This is a genomic window from Klebsiella sp. KP20-425-1 (assembly GCF_025813515.1).
Taxonomy (GTDB): Bacteria; Pseudomonadota; Gammaproteobacteria; order Enterobacterales; family Enterobacteriaceae; genus Klebsiella; species Klebsiella pneumoniae.
Genome location: NZ_CP109614.1, coordinates 4,706,755 through 4,724,911 on the forward strand (window position 1 = coordinate 4,706,755; position 18,157 = coordinate 4,724,911).

The following is an 18,157-nucleotide window of genomic DNA, read 5'->3' on the forward strand; positions in this document are numbered from 1 at the left end:
GGGCTACAGGGAGTGATACATTTTCACTCCCCGTGGTTAGCCAGCACCGAGGGCAGATTAACCTCGATCCAGTCCGCCAGGGCGGCCACCTTCTCGCTCACCTGCAGGCCGAGCGGCGTCAGGCTATATTCAACGTGCGGGGGCACCACCGGATAAGAGACGCGGTCGATAAAACCATCCTGCTCCAGCGCCTGCAGCGACTGCGCCAGCATCTTTTCGCTGACCCCGCCCATCTTACGGCGCAGATCGCTGAAACGGTGGGTTCCCTCGCGCAGCGCCACCAGAATCAACACGCCCCAGCGGCTGGTGACATGTTTAAGCACATCGCGCGACGGGCACTGTTCCGCAAACAAATTGCCGGTGCGCAGTTTCTCGCTCAGCGTCGGTTCGGCCATTTCACACTTACCTTTTTGTACGTACTTACTAAAAGTTAGTTAAGGTGGTAGCTTACCACAACTGCCAATAAACACGAAGGAGAAGACCCATGATCGCTCTTACCGGTGCCACCGGCCAGCTTGGTCACTACGTTCTGCAAGACCTGCTTAACACCGTCCCTGCCAGCCAGATTGTGGCGATTGTCCGCAACCCGGCCAAAGCCCAGGCGCTCAGCCAGCAGGGCGTGGTTGTCCGCCAGGCCGACTACAGCGACGAAGCGGCGCTGACCGCCGCGCTGCAGGGCGTGGATAAACTGCTGTTAATCTCCTCCAGCGAAGTCGGCCAGCGTGCTGTACAGCACCGCAACGTCATTAACGCCGCCAAAGCCGCCGGGGTGAAATTCATCGCCTATACCAGCCTGCTGCATGCCGACACTTCGCCGCTGGGTCTGGCCGCAGAGCATATCGAAACCGAGCAGATGCTGGCCGACTCTGGTATCGCTTACGCCCTGCTGCGTAACGGCTGGTATACCGAAAACTATCTGGCCAGCGCGCCGCCGGCGCTGGAGCATGGCGTGTTTATCGGCGCCGCCGGCGAGGGTAAAATCGCCTCCGCCACCCGCGCGGATTATGCCGCCGCTGCCGCCCGCGTTATCGCCAGTGAGGGTCATGAAGGCAAAATTTACGAACTGGCGGGTGATAACGCCTGGACGCTGAGCGACCTGGCTGCCGAGCTGAGCAAGCAAAGCGGGAAAAACGTGGTCTACCAGAACCTCAGCGAAGCCGATTTCGCCGCCGCGCTGAAAAGCGTCGGCCTGCCGGCCGGGCTTGCCGATATGCTGGCGGATTCCGATGTCGGCGCGTCGAAAGGCGGACTGTTTGACGACAGCCGCACCCTGAGTACGCTGATCGGCCGCCCGACCACCTCCCTTGCTGAAAGCGTGAAAGGCATTCTGTAACCGCCCCTCTCAGCTTTTGCGGTTGCGTCCCGGCGGTTCCTCTCCCATATTGAAGGGATAACCGTCGGGAGGCAGGCATGCAGGGCGTACCACTCCAATTTAGTGATGAAAAAGATCGCGCGCGCTTTCGCCATCTCGAACAGTTGCCCGGGGTGGAGCTTTACCACGCCCATATTTCCCGCTACGCCTTTGAACCCCATACCCACGAAGCCTTCGGCATCGGCGTGATTGAGCAAGGCGCGGAGCGCTTTCGCTACCGCGGCAGTCAGCATATTGCCGCCGCAAACTCCATTGTCACCATGAATCCCGACGAGCTGCACACCGGCGAAGCGGAAACCGCCGACGGCTGGCGCTACCGGATGATTTATCTGGAGCCGGACCGTCTGGAAGCCATCACCGGGGTGCGCGACTGGTGGTTCAGCGAGGTGGTCCGCGAGGATCCCCTACGTTCCCGACAAATTGGCCAGCTGATTTATGGCCTGTGGCATAGCGACGATCCGCTGGCCCAGCAGGGAATGCTGCTCGACCTCATCGACGCCTTCCGCCCTCTGGCCCACCATGCCTCTGCGCAAGGTGAGGCCGGGCACCGCTTTGACCGCGTGCGCGACTACCTGCACGATAACTATATGCGTCCCATCACCCTCGACGAGTTGGCGCAGGTGGCGGCGCTGAGCCCGTACCACTTTCAGCGCCAGTTTAAAGCCCACTATCACGTAACGCCCCATCAGATGCTGATGGCCATCCGTCTGTGGCGCGCCAAAGCGTTCCTCACCCACGGCATGCCCGCCGCCGAAGTGGCGATAGCCGTCGGCCTCACCGACCAGTCCCACCTGACCCGCGCCTTCACCCAGCGTTACGGCATTACGCCGGTGCGCTATCAGAAGCAGGTCGCCAGGCGCTAATGCGCAATCTCATACAATATTCCTGCCCGGCCCCCTTCTACACTGCAGACAACGGTAATGACAACGGATGCAATGATGATTAGTGGTGTGTTATACGCCCTGCTGGCGGGGCTGATGTGGGGTTTAATTTTCGTCGGGCCTTTGCTGGTGCCAGAGTATCCGGCGATGCTGCAGTCGATGGGACGCTATCTGGCGCTGGGCCTGATCGCCCTGCCGCTGGCGTGGCTCGGGCGCGCGCGACTGCGCCAGTTGAGCCGGCACGACTGGTGGACCGCGCTGGGCCTGACAATGATGGGGAACCTTATCTATTACGTCTGCCTGGCCAGCGCCATTCAGCGCACCGGGGCGCCGGTTTCCACCATGATTATCGGCACGCTGCCGGTGGTACTGCCGGTGTTCGCCAATCTGCTCTACAGCCAGCGCGACGGGAAGCTGCCGTGGCGGCGCCTGTTTCCGGCGCTGATCTGCATCGCCGTGGGCCTGATCTGCGTTAACGTCGCGGAGCTGCGTCAGGGGCTGCCGAATTTTAGCCCGTGGCGCTACGGCTCCGGCATTGCGCTGGCGCTGGGATCGGTGGTCTGCTGGGCCTGGTATGCCCTGCGCAACGCCCGCTGGCTGCGGGAGAACCCGCATCAACCGCCAATGATGTGGGCTACCGCTCAGGCGCTGGTGACGCTTCCGGTTTCGCTGGCCGGCTATCTCGCCGCCTGCGCCTGGCTGCACGGTCAGCAGGCCGGGTTTCCCCTGCCCTTCGGCCCGCGTCCTGCGGTGTTTATTACGCTGATGCTGGCCATCGCGGTGCTCTGCTCATGGGTCGGCGCGCTATGCTGGAATATTGCCAGCCAGCGGCTGCCGACGGTGATCCTCGGCCCGCTTATCGTCTTCGAAACCCTGGCCGGACTGCTGTATACCTTCCTGCTGCGGCAAAGCTTACCGCCGCTGCTGACCCTGAGCGGGATCCTGCTGCTGGTGCTCGGCGTGGTCTCTGCCGTACGCGCCAGACCGGAAAAACCGATGCTGCAGCCGCTGGCGGACGAAAAAAAGTAGCCTCGCCTCCTTAAGGGGTATTCCCTCGCCAAAAAGATGCATTTAAAATACATCTTATATTCCTGATGACGAGGTAACTGCTATGGCTTTCCGTGACCAACCTTTAGGCGAGCTGGCGCTGACCATCCCGCGCGCCTCCGCCCTGTTCCGTCAATACGATATGGATTACTGCTGCGGCGGCAAACAGACCCTGGCGCGCGCCGCATCGCGCAAAGCGCTGGATGTCGCGGTGATTGAAGCCGAGCTGGCGAAACTGGCCGAGCAGCCTCTCTCCCGCGACTGGCGCGCGGCGCCCCTCGCGGAGATTATCGACCATATCATCGTTCGCTATCACGACCGGCACCGTGAACAGCTGCCGGAGCTGATCCTGCAGGCCACCAAGGTTGAACGCGTCCATGCCGATAAACCGAACGTGCCGAAAGGACTGACTAAGTACCTGACCATGCTGCATCAGGAGCTTTCCAGCCACATGATGAAAGAGGAGCAGATCCTGTTCCCGATGATCAAACAGGGAATGGGCGCCCAGGCCGGGGGGCCGATCAGCGTGATGGAAAGCGAGCATGATGAAGCGGGCGAACTGCTGGAAGTCATTAAGCACATCACCCACAACGTGACGCCGCCGCCGGAAGCCTGTACCACCTGGAAGGCGATGTATAACGGTATCAACGAGATGATCGACGATCTGATGGAACACATCAGCCTGGAAAATAATGTGCTGTTCCCGCGCGCCCTCGGCGGAAAGTAAAGAAAAAGGCGCCCGCGGGCGCCCTCGACATTGTCCGTCTTATTTGGCCACTCCGGGTGGCCTTTTTTATGACGGGCCGTTGCAAGCAACGTTAAAATTTTCGTTTATTTCGCCAGCCGTTTTTTGCCGGCAAACAGCCAGCCCGCGCCCAGCAGCACAAACCACAGCGGGGTGACCATCAGCGCTTCACGGGTATCGTCTTCCAGGGTCAACAGCACCAGCACAAAGACGAAGAAGGCCATGCACACCCAGCACATGACTTTACCCAGCGGCATCTTGTAGCTTGACTTCTCATGCAGCTGAGGGCGGTTTTTGCGATACGCCAGGTAAGAGCAAAGGATGATGGTCCAGACGAACATAAACAGGATCGCCGACACCGTGGTGATCATGGTGAAGGCGGCAATCACGCTCGGGTTGACCATCAGCATCACCACCCCGCCCAGCAGACACATGCAGGAGAAGGTTAAGCCCTTCGCCGGCACCGCACGCTTCGACAGCTTGGCGAACATCTTCGGCGCCTGACCATCCTGCGCCAGACCGAACAGCATACGGCTGGTAGAGAACACGCCGCTGTTGGCCGAGGAGGCCGCGGAGGTCAGCACCACGAAGTTGATCAGGCTCGCCGCCGCCGGCAGACCAACCAGCACGAACAGCTCAACGAACGGGCTCTTGCTCGGCACCACGGAGCTCCACGGCGTCACCGACATAATCACAATCAGCGCGAAGACGTAGAACATAATGATACGCAGCGGGATGGAGTTAATCGCTCGCGGCAGGGACTTTTCCGGGTCTTTGGTTTCGGCGGCGGTGGTACCCACCAGCTCAATCCCCACGAAGGCAAACACCGCAATCTGGAAGCCGGCGAAGAAGCCGCTCAGCCCTTTCGGGAACCAGCCGCCGTCATTCCACAGGTGGGCGAAAGAGGCTTCGACCCCGGTCGGCGATTTGAAATGCATCATCACCATTACCAGGCCGACCACGATCAGCGCCACGATGGCGACAATTTTGATCATCGCGAACCAGAACTCCATTTCGCCAAACATCTTGACGGTGGCCAGGTTCAGGCCCAGCAGCAGCAGGATCACCGCCAGCGAGGCGACCCAGTCGGAGAGTCCGGGAAACCAGAACTGCGCGTAGGCGGTGATGGCGACAACGTCCGCCATCCCGGTCACTACCCAGCAGAACCAGTAGGTCCAGCCGGTAAAGTAGCCCGCCCACGGCCCCAGCAGATCGGCCGCGAAGTCGCTAAAGGATTTATATTCGAGGTTCGACAGCAGTAATTCGCCCATGGCACGCATCACGAAAAACAGCATAAAACCGATAATCATATAAACAAAGATAATGGATGGTCCGGCAAGGCTGATGGTTTTGCCAGAACCCATAAATAACCCGGTGCCGATCGCTCCGCCAATCGCGATCAGCTGAATATGTCGGTTTGTGAGATTTCGCCGTAGCGATTGTTCAGTCGGCTCCTGCTCGACAGCAGCGACTTTAACCTGATCTACCATGTGATTTCTTCCTGTTGTACCTGTCTGTGTTGTTCAGGCTCTGATGGCCCGTCGTCTGTCATTAACCCCAGCAAGGGCTAGTCGATATTAGGTAAGAATCGGAGGGATGAATACTATGATTTAGATATAATGTTAATTTTATGTTTAAAGTGAGTGTTATATCACTCATCTAACGCGAAATAGCTCACAAAAATACACCCATACGTGATGAATGCAAAACATAATTCCAATTAATTTTTAACTTAAGGATTTTACGCTATTTTTATGGCTTCCCCTGCCGCGGGGAAGAGGAAGCCGCTGCTGTTTAGATAATGTCCAGCAGTTCAACTTCGAAGATCAGGGTGCTGAACGGAGGAATCGATGCGCCAGCGCCGCGCTCACCGTAGGCGAGGTTGTGCGGGATCGTCAGTTCCCATTTGGAACCTACCGGCATCAGAGTCAGCGCTTCAATCCAGCCGCCGATCACGCCGGTCACCGGGAATTCAGCCGGTTCACCGCGAGCGACGGAGCTGTCGAAGACGGTGCCGTCGATCAGTTTGCCAGTGTAGTGCACGCGAACGCGGTCAGTACGCGCCGGGATCGGGCCTTCGCCCTGGGTCAGTACGCGGAACTGCAGACCAGACTCGGTGCTGTTCACACCTTCTTTCTCGCGGTTTTCATCAAGGTATTTTTGGCCGTCAGCGGCCATGGCCTGAAAACGCTCGCGACGCACAGCGTCAGCACGCTCGTGGATTTCACGCAGCGCGCGGTGAACGGCTTCCACCGGCACCTGCGGCTGGTTACCTTCCAGCGCATCGGCGATACCCGCCACCAGCGCTTCCGGCAGCAGCCCCTGCAGGCCGGATTCGCTCAGCTGTTGTCCAACCTGCAAGCCGATACCGTAACTTGCCTGCGCTTCGATAGTGTCAAAAGTTGGGGTTGCCATCGTTGTTCCTTTTTGGGTGATAAACATCAAGATAAAAGCGTGCGAAAGCATAACAGCCATAGCGAAATGGGTAAAACTTTGTCGGCGGATGATGACAAATCTCAGCGAAAAAGAAACAATAGGCGGCAGCAGGTTAACTTCACTTTGTTCCGGTCATCAGGACGTTAGCCATCTATACTCATGAGCAGGATATAAATATGCGGAGCAGGAGGAAAGCCATGCCCGGGCGCTTTGAACTGACATCTACCCTGGCGAAAATCTGGCACGCCCCGGATCATTTTCGCCTCCTGGACCCGCTGCCTCCGATGCACCGCCGGGGAATTATCGCTGGCTTCCTGTTGGTTATTATTGGTATTCTGCTTCCCTCCGATGATAGCCAAAGCCCGGCGTCGACCAGCCGTGAAGCGAACCTGAATCTACAGTCGCAGTCCCAGCCGCAAGCTGGCGGCAATCAGGCCGTTCCGCTGCCGCCGATCACTAATACGCCTACCGTGAGCGACGCCGATCAGATGGCGCCGGTCGCCCCGGAGCCGATTCAGGATGAGCAGCCGGATCAAGCGCAGACGCAGCAGCCCGCCGCCACCCAGCCTTATCAATCCTCATCACAGCAGTCCGCGCCGGGTATTGAGCAGCAATGGCGGACCTATCGCATCGAGTCAGGCAAAACCCTGGCGCAGCTGTTCCGCGATCATGGGCTGCCGGCCACTGACGTCTACGCCATGGCGCAGGTTGAAGGCGCTGGCAAGCCGCTAAGTACTTTGCAGAGCGGACAGACGGTGCAGATTCGGCAGAACGCCAACGGCGTGGTCACCGGGCTCACTATCGATACCGGCAACGGCCAGCAGGTGCTGTTTACCCGCCAGTCGAACGGCAGCTTTGTGCGTGCGCGATAGCAGAGAAGACGACAGCAAGCGTTACGCCGCCGCAAAATGAAAGGCGCTAAAAAGCAAAACGCCGGCACAAGGCCGGCGGTTTGTTGTTACCAGAACGTCAGAGGCCGATTACTCAGCAACCACGTTGATGATAACTTTAGCGAATACTTCGCTGTGAACCTGGAAGTTCACTTCGTGCTCGCCAACGTTACGCAGAACGCCGTTCGGCAGGCGAACTTCGCTCTTAGCAACTTTAACGCCTGCTGCAGTAACAGCGTCAGCGATGTCGCGAGTACCGATGGAACCGAACAGTTTACCTTCGTCGCCAGCTTTAGACGCGATGGTTACGGATTCCAGGGCGTTGATCTGCTCAGCACGAGCTTCAGCTGCTGCCAGAACGTCAGCCAGTTTGGCTTCCAGTTCAGCACGACGTGCTTCGAAGAATTCAACGTTTTTCTTGGTAGCAGGAACAGCTTTACCCTGCGGGACCAGGAAGTTACGAGCATAGCCCGCTTTAACGTTAACCTGATCACCCAGGCTACCCAGGTTTGCTACTTTATCAAGCAGAATAACTTGCATTACCTTATCCTCTCAAAGTCGTATTAATGGACCGTGACCGATTACTGATGACGATCAGTGTACGGCAGCAGGGACAGGTAGCGAGCGCGTTTGATAGCGCGAGCCAGCTGACGCTGGTATTTTGCACGGGTACCGGTGATACGGCTCGGGACAATCTTACCGCTTTCGGTGATGTAGTTTTTCAGCGTAGCGATATCTTTATAGTCGATCTCTTGAACGCCTTCCGCGGTGAAACGGCAGAACTTGCGACGACGGAAATAACGTGCCATATGGCTAGTCTCCAGAATCTATCAATTCAATCTGCTCGGCATGCAGAACCATTTTGCTCAAGCCGTTCTTTGCCTTATGGCAAGAGATGAACCCTCGAACGGTTACTGCGCTACCGACCGTTATACTGTGAGTAATGGCCTGGTTCTCATGACCGCTAATAATAACGGGCATCTGACACCATGCCTGCCGGTGAAAACCGGCTTCCTCCTGCACTGAACGATGCTCAAGCACGAACTGGCAGTGAGGAATTCCTGACGGGCTGACCTTACGAAGTGGAGTCCTGCAAATAATGCCGGACAGCTCCAGACGGTTGGTCATCAGGATTACTCTTCAGAATCCCCAGCTTCAGAATCATCTGCGGTTTCGTTGGCGAAATCTTCGCGACGCTCACGGCGCTCGTCTTTCGCTTTAACCATCGGAGATGCTTCGGTAACAGCGTGCTTAGTACGCATTACCATGCTGCGGATAACGGCGTCGTTGAAGCGGAAGTTAGTTTCCAGCTCATCGATCGCTTCCTGCGGCGCTTCAACGTTCATCAGAACGTAGTGAGCTTTGTGCAGTTTGTTGATCGGATAAGCCAGCTGACGGCGGCCCCAGTCTTCCAGACGGTGGATCGTACCTGCTGCTGCAGTAATTGCACCAGTGTAACGTTCGATCATGCCCGGAACCTGTTCGCTCTGGTCAGGATGGACCATAAAAACGATTTCGTAATGACGCATCGAATTGCTCCTTACGGATTATTCAGCCTCCTGTCTGGGTCAGCCGCGGCCCATGGAGGCAAGGAACGTGTTAAAGGGCGGCTGAAAAATTGACGCGTCATTCTAATGGCGGCCCCTCAGGAACACAAGCGCATTTGCACAAATAATTCGCACTAAGCGCCAAGCTGGGCTAAGTGGGTGATTTAAAATTAACCAATAAAGGAAGCGGCATTTTTTTGAACAACTGCATCAGAAAAGGTCGCCATGCGATGAACGCGCAGCGATTACACTTCTATCAAAGCCCAACGATCACAGGAGAGCCCCGAGTCAGCGTCAGGACTGTCAGTCAGGAGCGTAGTATATGAAACTGAAAATCATCGCCATGATGGCTGCGCTTTTCTTCAGCGCCAACGCGCTGGCAGCTATCCAAATCACCGAACGTCAGGCCCGCAACATGGACGACGTGCAGAGCCTCGGCGTTATCTATATCAATCACAATATGGCCACTGAGCACGAGGCCGAACAGGCCCTTAGCCAGATGAGCGATGCGCAGGGGGCGAAATACTTTCAGCCTATCCTGATGCACGAACCAGAAACCAACGGCCCGCTTCGCGCCAGCGCGGTGATATACCGCTAACGCCTGCCCGATTCTTCGCCTCTCCTCGCGAGGGGCGAAGCGAGGTCTGCGCCCAAACGCAATTGAGAATTATTTTACAAACCGACTTACCAGCGTCATCGCAACCTGATTTAATCAGCCACTCGCCATTTGATAATCAGGAGTGATTGATGGTTCCGCGTTTCGCCACCTTAGGCCGTATCCCCAAAGGCGTTTGGGTACTCGGCGGCGTCAGCCTGCTGATGGATGACCACTGATTTAATTTTCATCGCTACCTGCAAAGTCGATAGCGACCGTTTCGGATGCAGTTATTCAAAAAATTACCGCAGACCGCTCTTCTCGTTAATTAATCGTCAGTTATCCCTGCTCAGGAATGGCGTCTGCACTTGCGGCATCCTGCATTCCATCCGGCATCCTTACCCGTAGCCATTTACCGCGATAAACCAGAATCAGCGTATTTCCCTGCCAGTTAAAAGCCATTCCTTGCAACCCACAATATTTCGGACGCTGCAATGAGGCAATTCTCGTCGCAGTTGCCACCTCCCAGATATCAATTCTTGTTCCCGATCCGGATGGCTTTTCACAACCAGCCTGAGCATAAAAACGGCCATGAGCGGAGCGTGCGGTTGCATCAATGCTGTCAGCATTTTTCAGCTCTGCGCTAAAGCGCCATTTGCCGCTGAGGCTATCAATAAAATATGTCCCAATCCTTCTTTTATTCAGATTGTTCACCGGAGGAAACAAATATGCATAATGTAACGCTATCCAGTGTGCTTCACGAGAACCCAGCGGTGACGGCGAATTTCGGGCAATATCATCGTTCGATAACTTCATGGTGCGCGTTCTGGGATCCCCTTCCGTACGGAAGGGAACCGAATACGATGATTCCGCTCTACCAGTCTTAGCGTTAAGTTTGACTAATCCATTGCTGTCTTCCAGCCAGAAATAGCCTGAGGTTATAATGCGTACGGCCTGAATGGAGTTACCGCTGGCGTAATAATTACGGCATGTTCTGAAGATGACATTTTCCGTCGCCGGAAGACGGGGATCCATACGCCGAAAAACCAGACATCCTTTTCCTTCGTCACTGTAATCAGTATAGTAAGCAATGGGCTCATCGTGCGTATCGTGGAACCATGATGCTAATGAATAAGCGTCAGATTCTGTCTGCGGTGCGGTCATTGCCGTGATTTTATGGTTTGAGATATCCAGTGCGAACCATTGTCGCGGGAACGCTTCGAACCAGGCCTTTGCTCCCTGATGCACCAATATTAACCTGGACAACCTTTTTCCTTGCCAGAGTTGGGTGACCTGCCGTGGGTCTTCTGGCTTCGTGATATATAGTTCTGCCACTTGACTTTGCTGTTCTCGATCGAAGCGTGTTGTCGCGAATAAGGCATTTCCTTGCGGAAGTTCTTGATAGCTCTCAATCCTTCGTGAATCGTCAGTATCGGGGAAGATATCGTTAAGTGCGATGGTTTCCACGCTAATCGTTACGGATTGCGCCGCTTCCTGAGGTTGACGTTCAGGCATTTTATCCTCTGCCGGCGTTGTTTTCACCCAGGCCAAAGCCGTTGAAGCCAACTCGCTGGAAATATTATTTTCTTTCAGGTGGGCCAGAATGGGTTTAATACTTTCAGCAGGCACAAATCGGTCGGTTAAATAGCGTTTCAGTTTCTGAATATTCGTGCCGAAAAGTGAAGAGTCAGCGAGCCGTGCCTTGCCATTTTCGGCGGCTTTTTTGATGGAATATTCCGGGTTTGGCGTTATGTCGCAGGTTGTTAATGTTAATGCGACTTTGGGTTGTCCAAAGAATAAACCGGCATCCATTATTTGCATGTAGGTTGTGCGTTTACTGACTCCTGCGTTGTACGTTTTACTGGCGATGATAATAGGGATGTCTTGCTGTAATTCTGGTTGCAACTGCTTCGGATCTCTCCAGACACCCCATAGCAGGTGTTGCGATATTGCCCATTCGATTTTTTGTTCAACTTCGGCTGGCGTGATGTCTCCATCTTGCGCCGCCCGTCGTAGTGTGGGCGCGATAAATTGTTGCGCCAGACGCACGGCTATCTCCGGGCGGCGTGACAGGAGCACCTGTCCCCAATCTTTTTCCAGACGAGTGATCGGCATTGATGTTGTCTGGAGTTTAAAATTTTCCTTTTCAAGTAAGCCGGATAATACCGGTGCCAGCGTTTGCCAGTTGCCGTCAATCAACAGCGTCGCTTCATTTGCCGCAACACGTTTATTGCCATCTGACCAGAGCAGAATATTACCATCGCTGGCGGTATTGGCCGGGTCCCACTCTTTGCTTGATATCCACTGCCAGTGAGTAAAAACCGGCGCAGGATCATAATCAACGTAAGTTGATAACTGGCAATCGCGTGGATGTGGGGCGGTTGCTGTCCCTTCGTCAACCAGAGACCAGGCCAGCAATGGCAGAAAAATAAGCGCCAGCCAAACATACCATTTTTTCATCAGCATCCCGTTGCTCCTGTTTCCGTGTCCAGACGAAGAGATTGTCCTTGGGAAGCCTACCTGAAATGCTGGCAAAGATAAAAGCCGCCCTCCGCTCGCGGGGCAACGTTTTACGCCGGGGCGATAATTTGCGTGGTCACGCTCATCGGCATGCGCGTGATGCCGTCGGCCTATCGTCAGGATTAAAAACGGCTCCGGGGCCAGACCAGTTGCTTCACCGTGAGGGGTGAAAGCCCCGGAGCGCGCTATCTACTTTTGCCCATAGTAGGCGTTTGGCCCATGCTTACGCTGAAAATGCTTATTCATCAGCCAGCTATCGATGGGCTGCAACTGCGGATTAATGCCGCGGGCAATCCACGCCATGCGCGCCACCTCTTCCATCACCACCGCGTTGTGTACCGCCTCGTGGGCGTCTTTGCCCCAGGCAAATGGCCCGTGCTGATAGACGACGATCCCCGGCGTATGCAGCGGATTGGCCTCACCCAGCGTTTCGATAATCACCTGCCCGGTGTTCAGCTCGTAGGCCTCGTCCACCTCCTGTGCGCTAAGCGCCCGGGTGCAGGGAATATCGCCGAAGAAGTAGTCCGCATGGGTGGTGCCGAGCGCCGGGATCGCCAGCCCCGCCTGCGCCCAGGCGGTGGCGTGCGTCGAATGGGTATGCACCACCCCGCCAAGGTCGGGATAACGGCGATAGAGCGCCAGATGGGTGGCGGTATCAGAGGAGGGACGCCAGCGCCCTTCCACCACGTGCCCCTGCAGATCAACCACCGACATGTCATCGACGGTCATTGACTCGTAGGCGATGCCGCTGGGCTTAATCACCACCAGCCCACGCTGCCGATCAATGGCGCTAACGTTACCCCAGGTAAAGGTCACCAGGCCGTAGCGCGGCAGATCCATATTGGCCTCGAACACCTGCTGTTTCAGCTGTTGCATTATGCCGCCTCCATCAGGCCCGCGCGGGCCATCCGCGCCTTCACCCAGTCACGCGCCTTCGCCACCTCCGCCAGCGGGTCAGCGCTGGTTTCGCTCCACATCTCAATCAGGTACGGGCCGCAGTAGCCGGTCTGCTTGAGCGTTTCGAAGCAGCGTTCAAAATCGACCACCCCTTCGCCGAACGGCACGTTTTTAAAGACGCCGGGCTTCGTGTCTTTGACGTGTACCGCCACGATATGCCCGCTCCCCGCCTTCAGCTCCATCTGGACGTCGTTATCCCACGCCGACAGATTGCCGATATCCGGGTAAAGCTGGAACCACGGATTATTCAGGTAATGGGCATAGCCCAGCGCTTTACTGATCGAGTTCATCAGCGGGTAGTCCATGATCTCCATCGCCAGGGTTACCTGGGCTCGGCTGGCCATCTCGACGCTCTGTTTCAGGCCGTCGCGAAAGCGGCGGCGCGTCTCATCGTTCGCCTGCTGGTAATAGACGTCGTAGCCTGCCAGCTGGATCACCCGAATCCCCACATCCTGCGCCAGGCGGATGGCTTTACGCATGATCTCCAGCCCCTGATGCCGCACCGCGTCGTCTTCACTACCCAGCGGAAAACGGCGATGGGCGCTAAGGCACATCGACGGCACCCGGACGCCGGTTTCAGCCACCGCCTTGACCAGCGCCAGACGCTGCTCCGGGCTCCAGTCCAGCCGCGCAAGGCGGGCGTCCGTTTCATCGAGAGACATCTCAACGAAATCAAAGCCCAGCGCTTTTGCAAGCTTTAGCCGCTCCAGCCAGCACTCCCCGGCGGGGAGCGCTTTTTCATAGATGCCGAGCGGAATGGATTTCGCCAACATAGTCGCTCCTTAACCCCACAGCTGGGCGATAGAGCGTTTAAACTGGCGCGCCGCTTCCACCGGCGAGGCGGCATCGCGGATGCTGCGTCCGGCAATAAAGACGTGAACAGGGATCCCGGCAAACAGCGGCAGGTCTTCCAGCGCCAGTCCGCCGGTGACGGTCACTTTGAAGCCCATATCAGACAGACGCTTAATCGCGCTGATATCCGCCTCACTCCACGCCACGCCTGCCGCCTGCGCGTCGCGGCTGCGGTGATAGACCACCTGCTGAATACCCGCCTCGCGCCACGCCTGCGCCTGCTCCCAGGTCCAGAAGCCGGTCAGCTCAATTTGCACATCGCCGTTGAACTCTTTGGCGACATCCAGCGCCCCTTTGGCGGTGTTGATATCGGCGCAGCAGATCACCGTGACCCAGTCGGCGTTGGCTTCGAAGCACATCCGCGACAGGATCTTGCCGGCATCGGCAATTTTGGCGTCCGCCAGCACGATTTTATGCGGATACAGCGCTTTCAGATCGCGCACCGCGCGTACACCTTCACCGACGCAGAGGATAGTGCCGACTTCAATGATATCTACCTCTTCGGCGATCAGACGGGTTGTTTCATAAGCGCTGGCCAGCGTTTGGTTGTCCAGGGCGACCTGTAACATAGGTAATGACATGATAGTGTTCCTTTTAAACAGCCGCCGCGGTGGCGTTTTTGATTAAATCCAGCACTTCCTGCTCGCTGCGGCAGGCGCGTAAACGGTCGAAATTGGCTTCGTCATCAAACAGGTTAACGATCTGCATGATGCCCACTTCCTGGTGGGTGGTGGCGTCAACCGCCGCCATGGTGATCAGGATGTCGACCGGGTCGTTATCTTCGTGGTTGAAAATCAGCGGTTTCTTTAGCGTGACCAGCGCAAAGCCGGTTTTTTTGACGCCCTCTTCCGGCCGCCCGTGCGGCATGGCTAATCCCGGAGCGATCACAAAATAGGGGCCGTGCTGCGCGACGCCGTCGAGAATTGCCTGGTAGTAGCGCGGTTCCACCACGTCGGCGGCCACCAGCAGATCGACGCCGATTTTCACCGCCTCCTGCCAGGTTTCCGCTTCCGCCTGCAGGCGAATGGAGTGATTCTGCGCCAGTGATTCATGGAGTTTCATGGCCGCTCCTTATTTCACGTCCTGCGGGAAATGAGCTTTAATCACCTCCAGCAGCTTTGGCCCGAAATCCGCGGGGGAAAGCATATTACGCACCCCCACCACGTGTTTATTGCCGGAGACGGTAATCTCCCCCGCGATATGGGTTGAAGCGATGATGATATCCGCGCCGTTTAGTTCGCTTTTGTATTCACCCACCGCGCAGCTGTTCACCGTGTGGTCGATATTGGATTGCGTCAGGAACTGATCCACTTTCATTTTCATGATCATGGAACTGCCTTGCCCGTTACCACACACAGCCAGAATACGTACGGTCATAATCAGAACTCCTTATTGGGCAGAGGCCTCTGCCAGTTGTTTTTCCGCGTCTTCTTCGGCGCGCAGCGCGCGGCCAGCGAAGAACATATAAGCGAGAGCAATCAGGATAATGACGGCCATAAACGCCAGCCCGATGGAGGCGAAGCCCTGCATCATCGGCGGCGCCAGAATCGACCAGTCCGCCATTCCCATCCAGGCGCTCATACCGGTGAGCTTCACCGCCCACACGCAACCGAAAATTTCAACCATGCCCATCACCAGGCAGATTTTGAGCGCCGCGCGCCAGCCGCCGAAGTGGTTGGCAAAGACGCCAATCGTCGCGTTGGAGAAGAACATCGGGATAAAGCCCGGAATAATCAGAATTGAAGAGCCAATGCCAACCAGAATGCCGACGGCAATCAGCTGGCCGATGGTGCCCCACATAAAGCCCCACACCACCGCATTCGGCGCAAAGCTATAGATCGCGGCGCAGTCAATCGCCAGCACCGCGCCGGGGATCAGGCGTTGCGAGATACCGTTGAAGGCTTCGGACAGTTCGGCGACGAACATCCGCACGCCCTGGGTAATGATGAAAATGGCCACCGCGAAGGAGAAACCGGTCTGCAGGATATAGACCGTCCAGTGGGTTTTCCCCGCCATCGCCTGCACGACGTCAATACCAAAGGAAAGCAGGATCGCGCCAAAGAAAATGGTCATGACAATCGCGGTGGAAACGATGTTGTCGTGGAAGATATTGAGCCAGCCTGGCAGCTTGAGGTCTTCCACACTCTCCTCTTTTTTCCCCAGATACGGCGCCACTTTGTAGGCAATCCATGAGGCAAACTGCTGCTGGTGACCGATGGAGAAGCCGCAGCCGTCGGTGACCAGCTGAGTCGGCTTGAACATCATGTTGGAGGTGATACCCCAGTACAGGGAGACCAGCACGGCGGTACAGATGATGGTCGTCCACATTCCGTAACCAAAGATAAAGAACGAGACGGCGATCAGCCCCGCCTGCTGAAACATGATATGGCCAGTCAGCATGATGGTGCGGATGCCGGTTATCCGGCGCAGCAGGACGTAACAGATGTTGAGCGCCAGCGCCAGCAGCACCGCATAGCCCACCCAGCTATAGGCCTCGCCCATCCGGTCGATGGTCGCCATCATCGAGGCATAGGTGTCAGAGATCGCGCCGTTGATGCCGTACACCTCTGACATTTTCGCCACCACCGGTTTAAAAGTGCTGGTGAGGATGCCGGAGCCGGCCTGTAACAGCATGAAGCCGATAATGGTTTTGATCGTGCCTTTAATAATCACGCTGACGCTTTTGCGCAGCAGGATATAGCCCAGACAGGTGACGATACCCAGCAGCAGCGGGGCATTGGTCATCACCTGATTAAAGAAAACGGTAAAGATGTTGTAGAGGATTGCCATAACACACTCCCGATGGTGAAGGCGCTGAACGCGCCTTACGCTCAGCATTTCTCGTTGCCCACTCTAATAATCAAAAATAATCACAACAAGATTGAATTTGATTAAACGTGACGCGCGCCGCAATAATCCTCTATTTCATTGTGACTATTGCCGATCAGTAGCGCCGAAACATAATTAAACATTTTCAAATCATATAGATAAAACAAAGCACAACCTTTATGGATGCTGGACCCCCTGAGAGATGATGCGCATCTCTTCGTAAAATTGAGGGAAAACAAGATTGCAATCTTGAAAATCCAGTGACAACATAAATCAAAACCAATCAAAATTTGATTACTATTGAAAATACGAGGAAGAGCACGATGAGTAAAGTACAGACCATCACCCGTGAATCATGGATCCTGAACACCTTTCCGGAATGGGGCAGCTGGCTGAATGAAGAGATTGAGCAGGAGCAGGTTGCGCCCGGCACCTTCGCCATGTGGTGGCTCGGCTGTACCGGTATCTGGTTAAAATCCGAAGGCGGGGCTAACGTCTGCGTCGATTTCTGGTGCGGCACTGGCAAACAGAGCCACGGCAATCCGCTGATGAAAACCGGCCACCAGATGCAGCGGATGGCAGGCGTGAAAAAATTACAGCCTAACCTGCGCACCACGCCGTTCGTGCTGGATCCGTTCGCCATTCGCCAGATTGACGCGGTCCTCGCGACCCACGATCACAACGATCATATTGACGTCAACGTCGCCGCCGCCGTCATGCAGAACTGCCCGGCCGATGTGCCGTTTATCGGCCCGAAAACCTGCGTCGACCTGTGGATCGGTTGGGGCGTGCCGAAAGCGCGCTGTATCGTCATGAAACCTGGCGATGTCGTGAAGATCAAAGACATTGAGATCCATGCGCTCGATGCGTTCGATCGCACCGCGCTGATCACCCTCCCGGCGGACCAAAAAGCCGCTGGCGTACTGCCGGACGGCATGGACCAGCGCGCGGTCAACTACCTGTTTAAAACACCGGGCGGCAACCTGTACCACAGCGGCGATTCCCACTACTCCAACTACTACGCGAAGCATGGCAACGAGCATCAGATTGACGTCGCCCTCGGCTCGTATGGCGAGAACCCGCGCGGGATCACCGACAAAATGACCAGCGCCGATATCCTGCGCATGGCAGAGTCGCTCAACGCCAAAGTTGTGATCCCGTTCCACCATGATATCTGGTCAAACTTTCAGGCCGATCCGCAGGAGATCCGCGTTCTGTGGGAGATGAAAAAGGATCGTCTGAAGTACGGCTTCAAGCCGTTTATCTGGCAGGTCGGCGGCAAATTTACCTGGCCGCTGGATAAAGACAATTTCGAATATCACTACCCGCGCGGTTTCAACGATTGCTTCACCATTGAGCCGGATCTGCCTTTCAAATCCTTCCTGTAAGTCGCCGCCGGCAGGCCCTGCCTGCCGGAAATACCCCGCCGCAGGGTTAGTATTTTCACATGATTTCAAATATCATCTTTGCCGTTCACTTTTAATCG

At 56.1% G+C, this 18,157-nt stretch carries 21 protein-coding genes and 2 pseudogenes; 9 read left to right on the forward strand and 14 right to left on the reverse strand.

Features of this window, described 5'->3' with window-relative positions:
- Positions 1-23: 23 nt before the first annotated feature.
- Positions 24-395: a winged helix-turn-helix transcriptional regulator gene (locus tag OHJ17_RS22965; RefSeq protein WP_004152015.1), complete on the reverse strand. Its 372-nt coding sequence runs from the start codon at positions 393-395 to the stop codon at positions 24-26.
- A gap of 89 nt (positions 396-484) precedes the next feature.
- Between OHJ17_RS22965 and OHJ17_RS22970 the strand changes: the two genes are divergently transcribed.
- The 4 genes from OHJ17_RS22970 (at position 485) to ytfE (ending at position 4,027) form a co-directional block, all read left to right on the forward strand.
- Positions 485-1,333, forward strand: a complete 849-nt coding sequence (locus tag OHJ17_RS22970) for an SDR family oxidoreductase (RefSeq protein ID WP_002886702.1) — start codon at positions 485-487, stop codon at positions 1,331-1,333.
- A 77-nt stretch (positions 1,334-1,410) separates the two neighbouring features.
- Complete coding sequence (locus tag OHJ17_RS22975; RefSeq protein WP_023287042.1) at positions 1,411-2,235, forward strand: AraC family transcriptional regulator; 825 nt, start codon at positions 1,411-1,413, stop codon at positions 2,233-2,235.
- A 75-nt stretch (positions 2,236-2,310) separates the two neighbouring features.
- Positions 2,311-3,282, forward strand: coding sequence for a DMT family transporter (locus OHJ17_RS22980; RefSeq protein WP_002886691.1), 972 nt, complete (start codon positions 2,311-2,313; stop codon positions 3,280-3,282).
- An 82-nt stretch (positions 3,283-3,364) separates the two neighbouring features.
- Positions 3,365-4,027 (forward strand): iron-sulfur cluster repair protein YtfE, encoded by a 663-nt coding sequence (ytfE, locus tag OHJ17_RS22985; protein ID WP_004152016.1) that lies wholly within the window; start codon positions 3,365-3,367, stop codon positions 4,025-4,027.
- 104 nt (positions 4,028-4,131) lie between these two features.
- On the opposite strand, the gene cycA is transcribed toward ytfE, so the two are convergent.
- Together cycA and fklB are read right to left on the reverse strand one after the other, a co-directional pair.
- Positions 4,132-5,535 (reverse strand): D-serine/D-alanine/glycine transporter, encoded by a 1,404-nt coding sequence (gene cycA / locus OHJ17_RS22990; RefSeq protein WP_002886688.1) that lies wholly within the window; start codon positions 5,533-5,535, stop codon positions 4,132-4,134.
- 304 nt (positions 5,536-5,839) lie between these two features.
- Positions 5,840-6,460: an FKBP-type peptidyl-prolyl cis-trans isomerase gene (gene fklB, locus OHJ17_RS22995; RefSeq protein WP_002886687.1), complete on the reverse strand. Its 621-nt coding sequence runs from the start codon at positions 6,458-6,460 to the stop codon at positions 5,840-5,842.
- A gap of 218 nt (positions 6,461-6,678) precedes the next feature.
- Between fklB and OHJ17_RS23000 the strand changes: the two genes are divergently transcribed.
- Positions 6,679-7,353, forward strand: a complete 675-nt coding sequence (locus OHJ17_RS23000; RefSeq protein WP_004177687.1) for a LysM-like peptidoglycan-binding domain-containing protein — start codon at positions 6,679-6,681, stop codon at positions 7,351-7,353.
- 108 nt (positions 7,354-7,461) lie between these two features.
- Here the strand turns inward: OHJ17_RS23000 and rplI are convergent, their stop codons facing one another.
- Genes rplI through rpsF form a run of 4 tightly spaced genes read right to left on the reverse strand, consistent with a single transcriptional unit; the run spans position 7,462 to position 8,900 of the window.
- Positions 7,462-7,911, reverse strand: a complete 450-nt coding sequence (rplI, locus tag OHJ17_RS23005) for a 50S ribosomal protein L9 (protein ID WP_002886682.1) — start codon at positions 7,909-7,911, stop codon at positions 7,462-7,464.
- 41 nt (positions 7,912-7,952) lie between these two features.
- Entirely contained in the window at positions 7,953-8,180 is a 228-nt protein-coding gene (gene rpsR, locus OHJ17_RS23010; protein WP_000135199.1) for a 30S ribosomal protein S18, read from the reverse strand.
- Positions 8,181-8,184: 4 nt separating this feature from the next.
- Positions 8,185-8,499 (reverse strand): primosomal replication protein N, encoded by a 315-nt coding sequence (gene priB, locus OHJ17_RS23015; RefSeq protein WP_002885722.1) that lies wholly within the window; start codon positions 8,497-8,499, stop codon positions 8,185-8,187.
- 5 nt (positions 8,500-8,504) lie between these two features.
- Positions 8,505-8,900 carry a 30S ribosomal protein S6 gene (gene rpsF, locus OHJ17_RS23020; protein ID WP_002885691.1) on the reverse strand — a complete coding sequence of 132 codons (396 nt, stop codon included), beginning with the start codon at positions 8,898-8,900 and terminating at the stop codon, positions 8,505-8,507.
- A 340-nt stretch (positions 8,901-9,240) separates the two neighbouring features.
- Here rpsF and OHJ17_RS23025 point away from each other — a divergent pair, with 340 nt between their 5' ends.
- Together OHJ17_RS23025 and OHJ17_RS23030 are read left to right on the forward strand one after the other, a co-directional pair.
- Positions 9,241-9,516, forward strand: a complete 276-nt coding sequence (locus OHJ17_RS23025) for a YdgH/BhsA/McbA family protein (protein ID WP_002885689.1) — start codon at positions 9,241-9,243, stop codon at positions 9,514-9,516.
- Between the two features lie 149 nt (positions 9,517-9,665).
- Positions 9,666-9,743, forward strand: a pseudogene (locus OHJ17_RS23030) (hypothetical protein); the annotation flags it as partial.
- A 109-nt stretch (positions 9,744-9,852) separates the two neighbouring features.
- Here the strand turns inward: OHJ17_RS23030 and OHJ17_RS23035 are convergent.
- Positions 9,853-11,979 carry a hypothetical protein gene (locus OHJ17_RS23035; protein WP_004192454.1) on the reverse strand — a complete coding sequence of 709 codons (2,127 nt, stop codon included), beginning with the start codon at positions 11,977-11,979 and terminating at the stop codon, positions 9,853-9,855.
- A 96-nt stretch (positions 11,980-12,075) separates the two neighbouring features.
- Here OHJ17_RS23035 and OHJ17_RS23040 point away from each other — a divergent pair.
- Positions 12,076-12,159 (forward strand): annotated as a pseudogene (locus OHJ17_RS23040) (hypothetical protein); the annotation flags it as partial.
- 63 nt (positions 12,160-12,222) lie between these two features.
- On the opposite strand, the gene OHJ17_RS23045 reads toward OHJ17_RS23040, so the two are convergent.
- From OHJ17_RS23045 to ulaA, 6 genes are read right to left on the reverse strand one after another with little or no spacing between them, the layout of a single operon-like run.
- Positions 12,223-12,909 (reverse strand): L-ribulose-5-phosphate 4-epimerase, encoded by a 687-nt coding sequence (locus tag OHJ17_RS23045; protein ID WP_002885687.1) that lies wholly within the window; start codon positions 12,907-12,909, stop codon positions 12,223-12,225.
- Positions 12,909-13,763, reverse strand: coding sequence for an L-ribulose-5-phosphate 3-epimerase (locus OHJ17_RS23050; protein WP_002885686.1), 855 nt, complete (start codon positions 13,761-13,763; stop codon positions 12,909-12,911). Before OHJ17_RS23050 ends, OHJ17_RS23045 begins: the two co-directional genes overlap by 1 nt.
- 9 nt (positions 13,764-13,772) lie before the next feature.
- Positions 13,773-14,423 (reverse strand): 3-keto-L-gulonate-6-phosphate decarboxylase UlaD, encoded by a 651-nt coding sequence (ulaD, locus tag OHJ17_RS23055; protein WP_002885684.1) that lies wholly within the window; start codon positions 14,421-14,423, stop codon positions 13,773-13,775.
- Positions 14,424-14,436: 13 nt separating this feature from the next.
- Positions 14,437-14,904 carry a PTS ascorbate transporter subunit IIA gene (gene ulaC / locus OHJ17_RS23060; protein ID WP_002885683.1) on the reverse strand — a complete coding sequence of 156 codons (468 nt, stop codon included), beginning with the start codon at positions 14,902-14,904 and terminating at the stop codon, positions 14,437-14,439.
- Positions 14,905-14,913: 9 nt separating this feature from the next.
- Complete coding sequence (gene ulaB / locus OHJ17_RS23065; protein WP_002885682.1) at positions 14,914-15,219, reverse strand: PTS ascorbate transporter subunit IIB; 306 nt, start codon at positions 15,217-15,219, stop codon at positions 14,914-14,916.
- A 12-nt stretch (positions 15,220-15,231) separates the two neighbouring features.
- Positions 15,232-16,632: a PTS ascorbate transporter subunit IIC gene (gene ulaA / locus OHJ17_RS23070; protein ID WP_002885681.1), complete on the reverse strand. Its 1,401-nt coding sequence runs from the start codon at positions 16,630-16,632 to the stop codon at positions 15,232-15,234.
- A 362-nt stretch (positions 16,633-16,994) separates the two neighbouring features.
- On the opposite strand from ulaA, the gene ulaG reads away from it, so the two are divergent.
- Positions 16,995-18,059: an L-ascorbate 6-phosphate lactonase gene (ulaG, locus tag OHJ17_RS23075; RefSeq protein ID WP_004222078.1), complete on the forward strand. Its 1,065-nt coding sequence runs from the start codon at positions 16,995-16,997 to the stop codon at positions 18,057-18,059.
- Positions 18,060-18,157 lie beyond the last annotated feature (98 nt).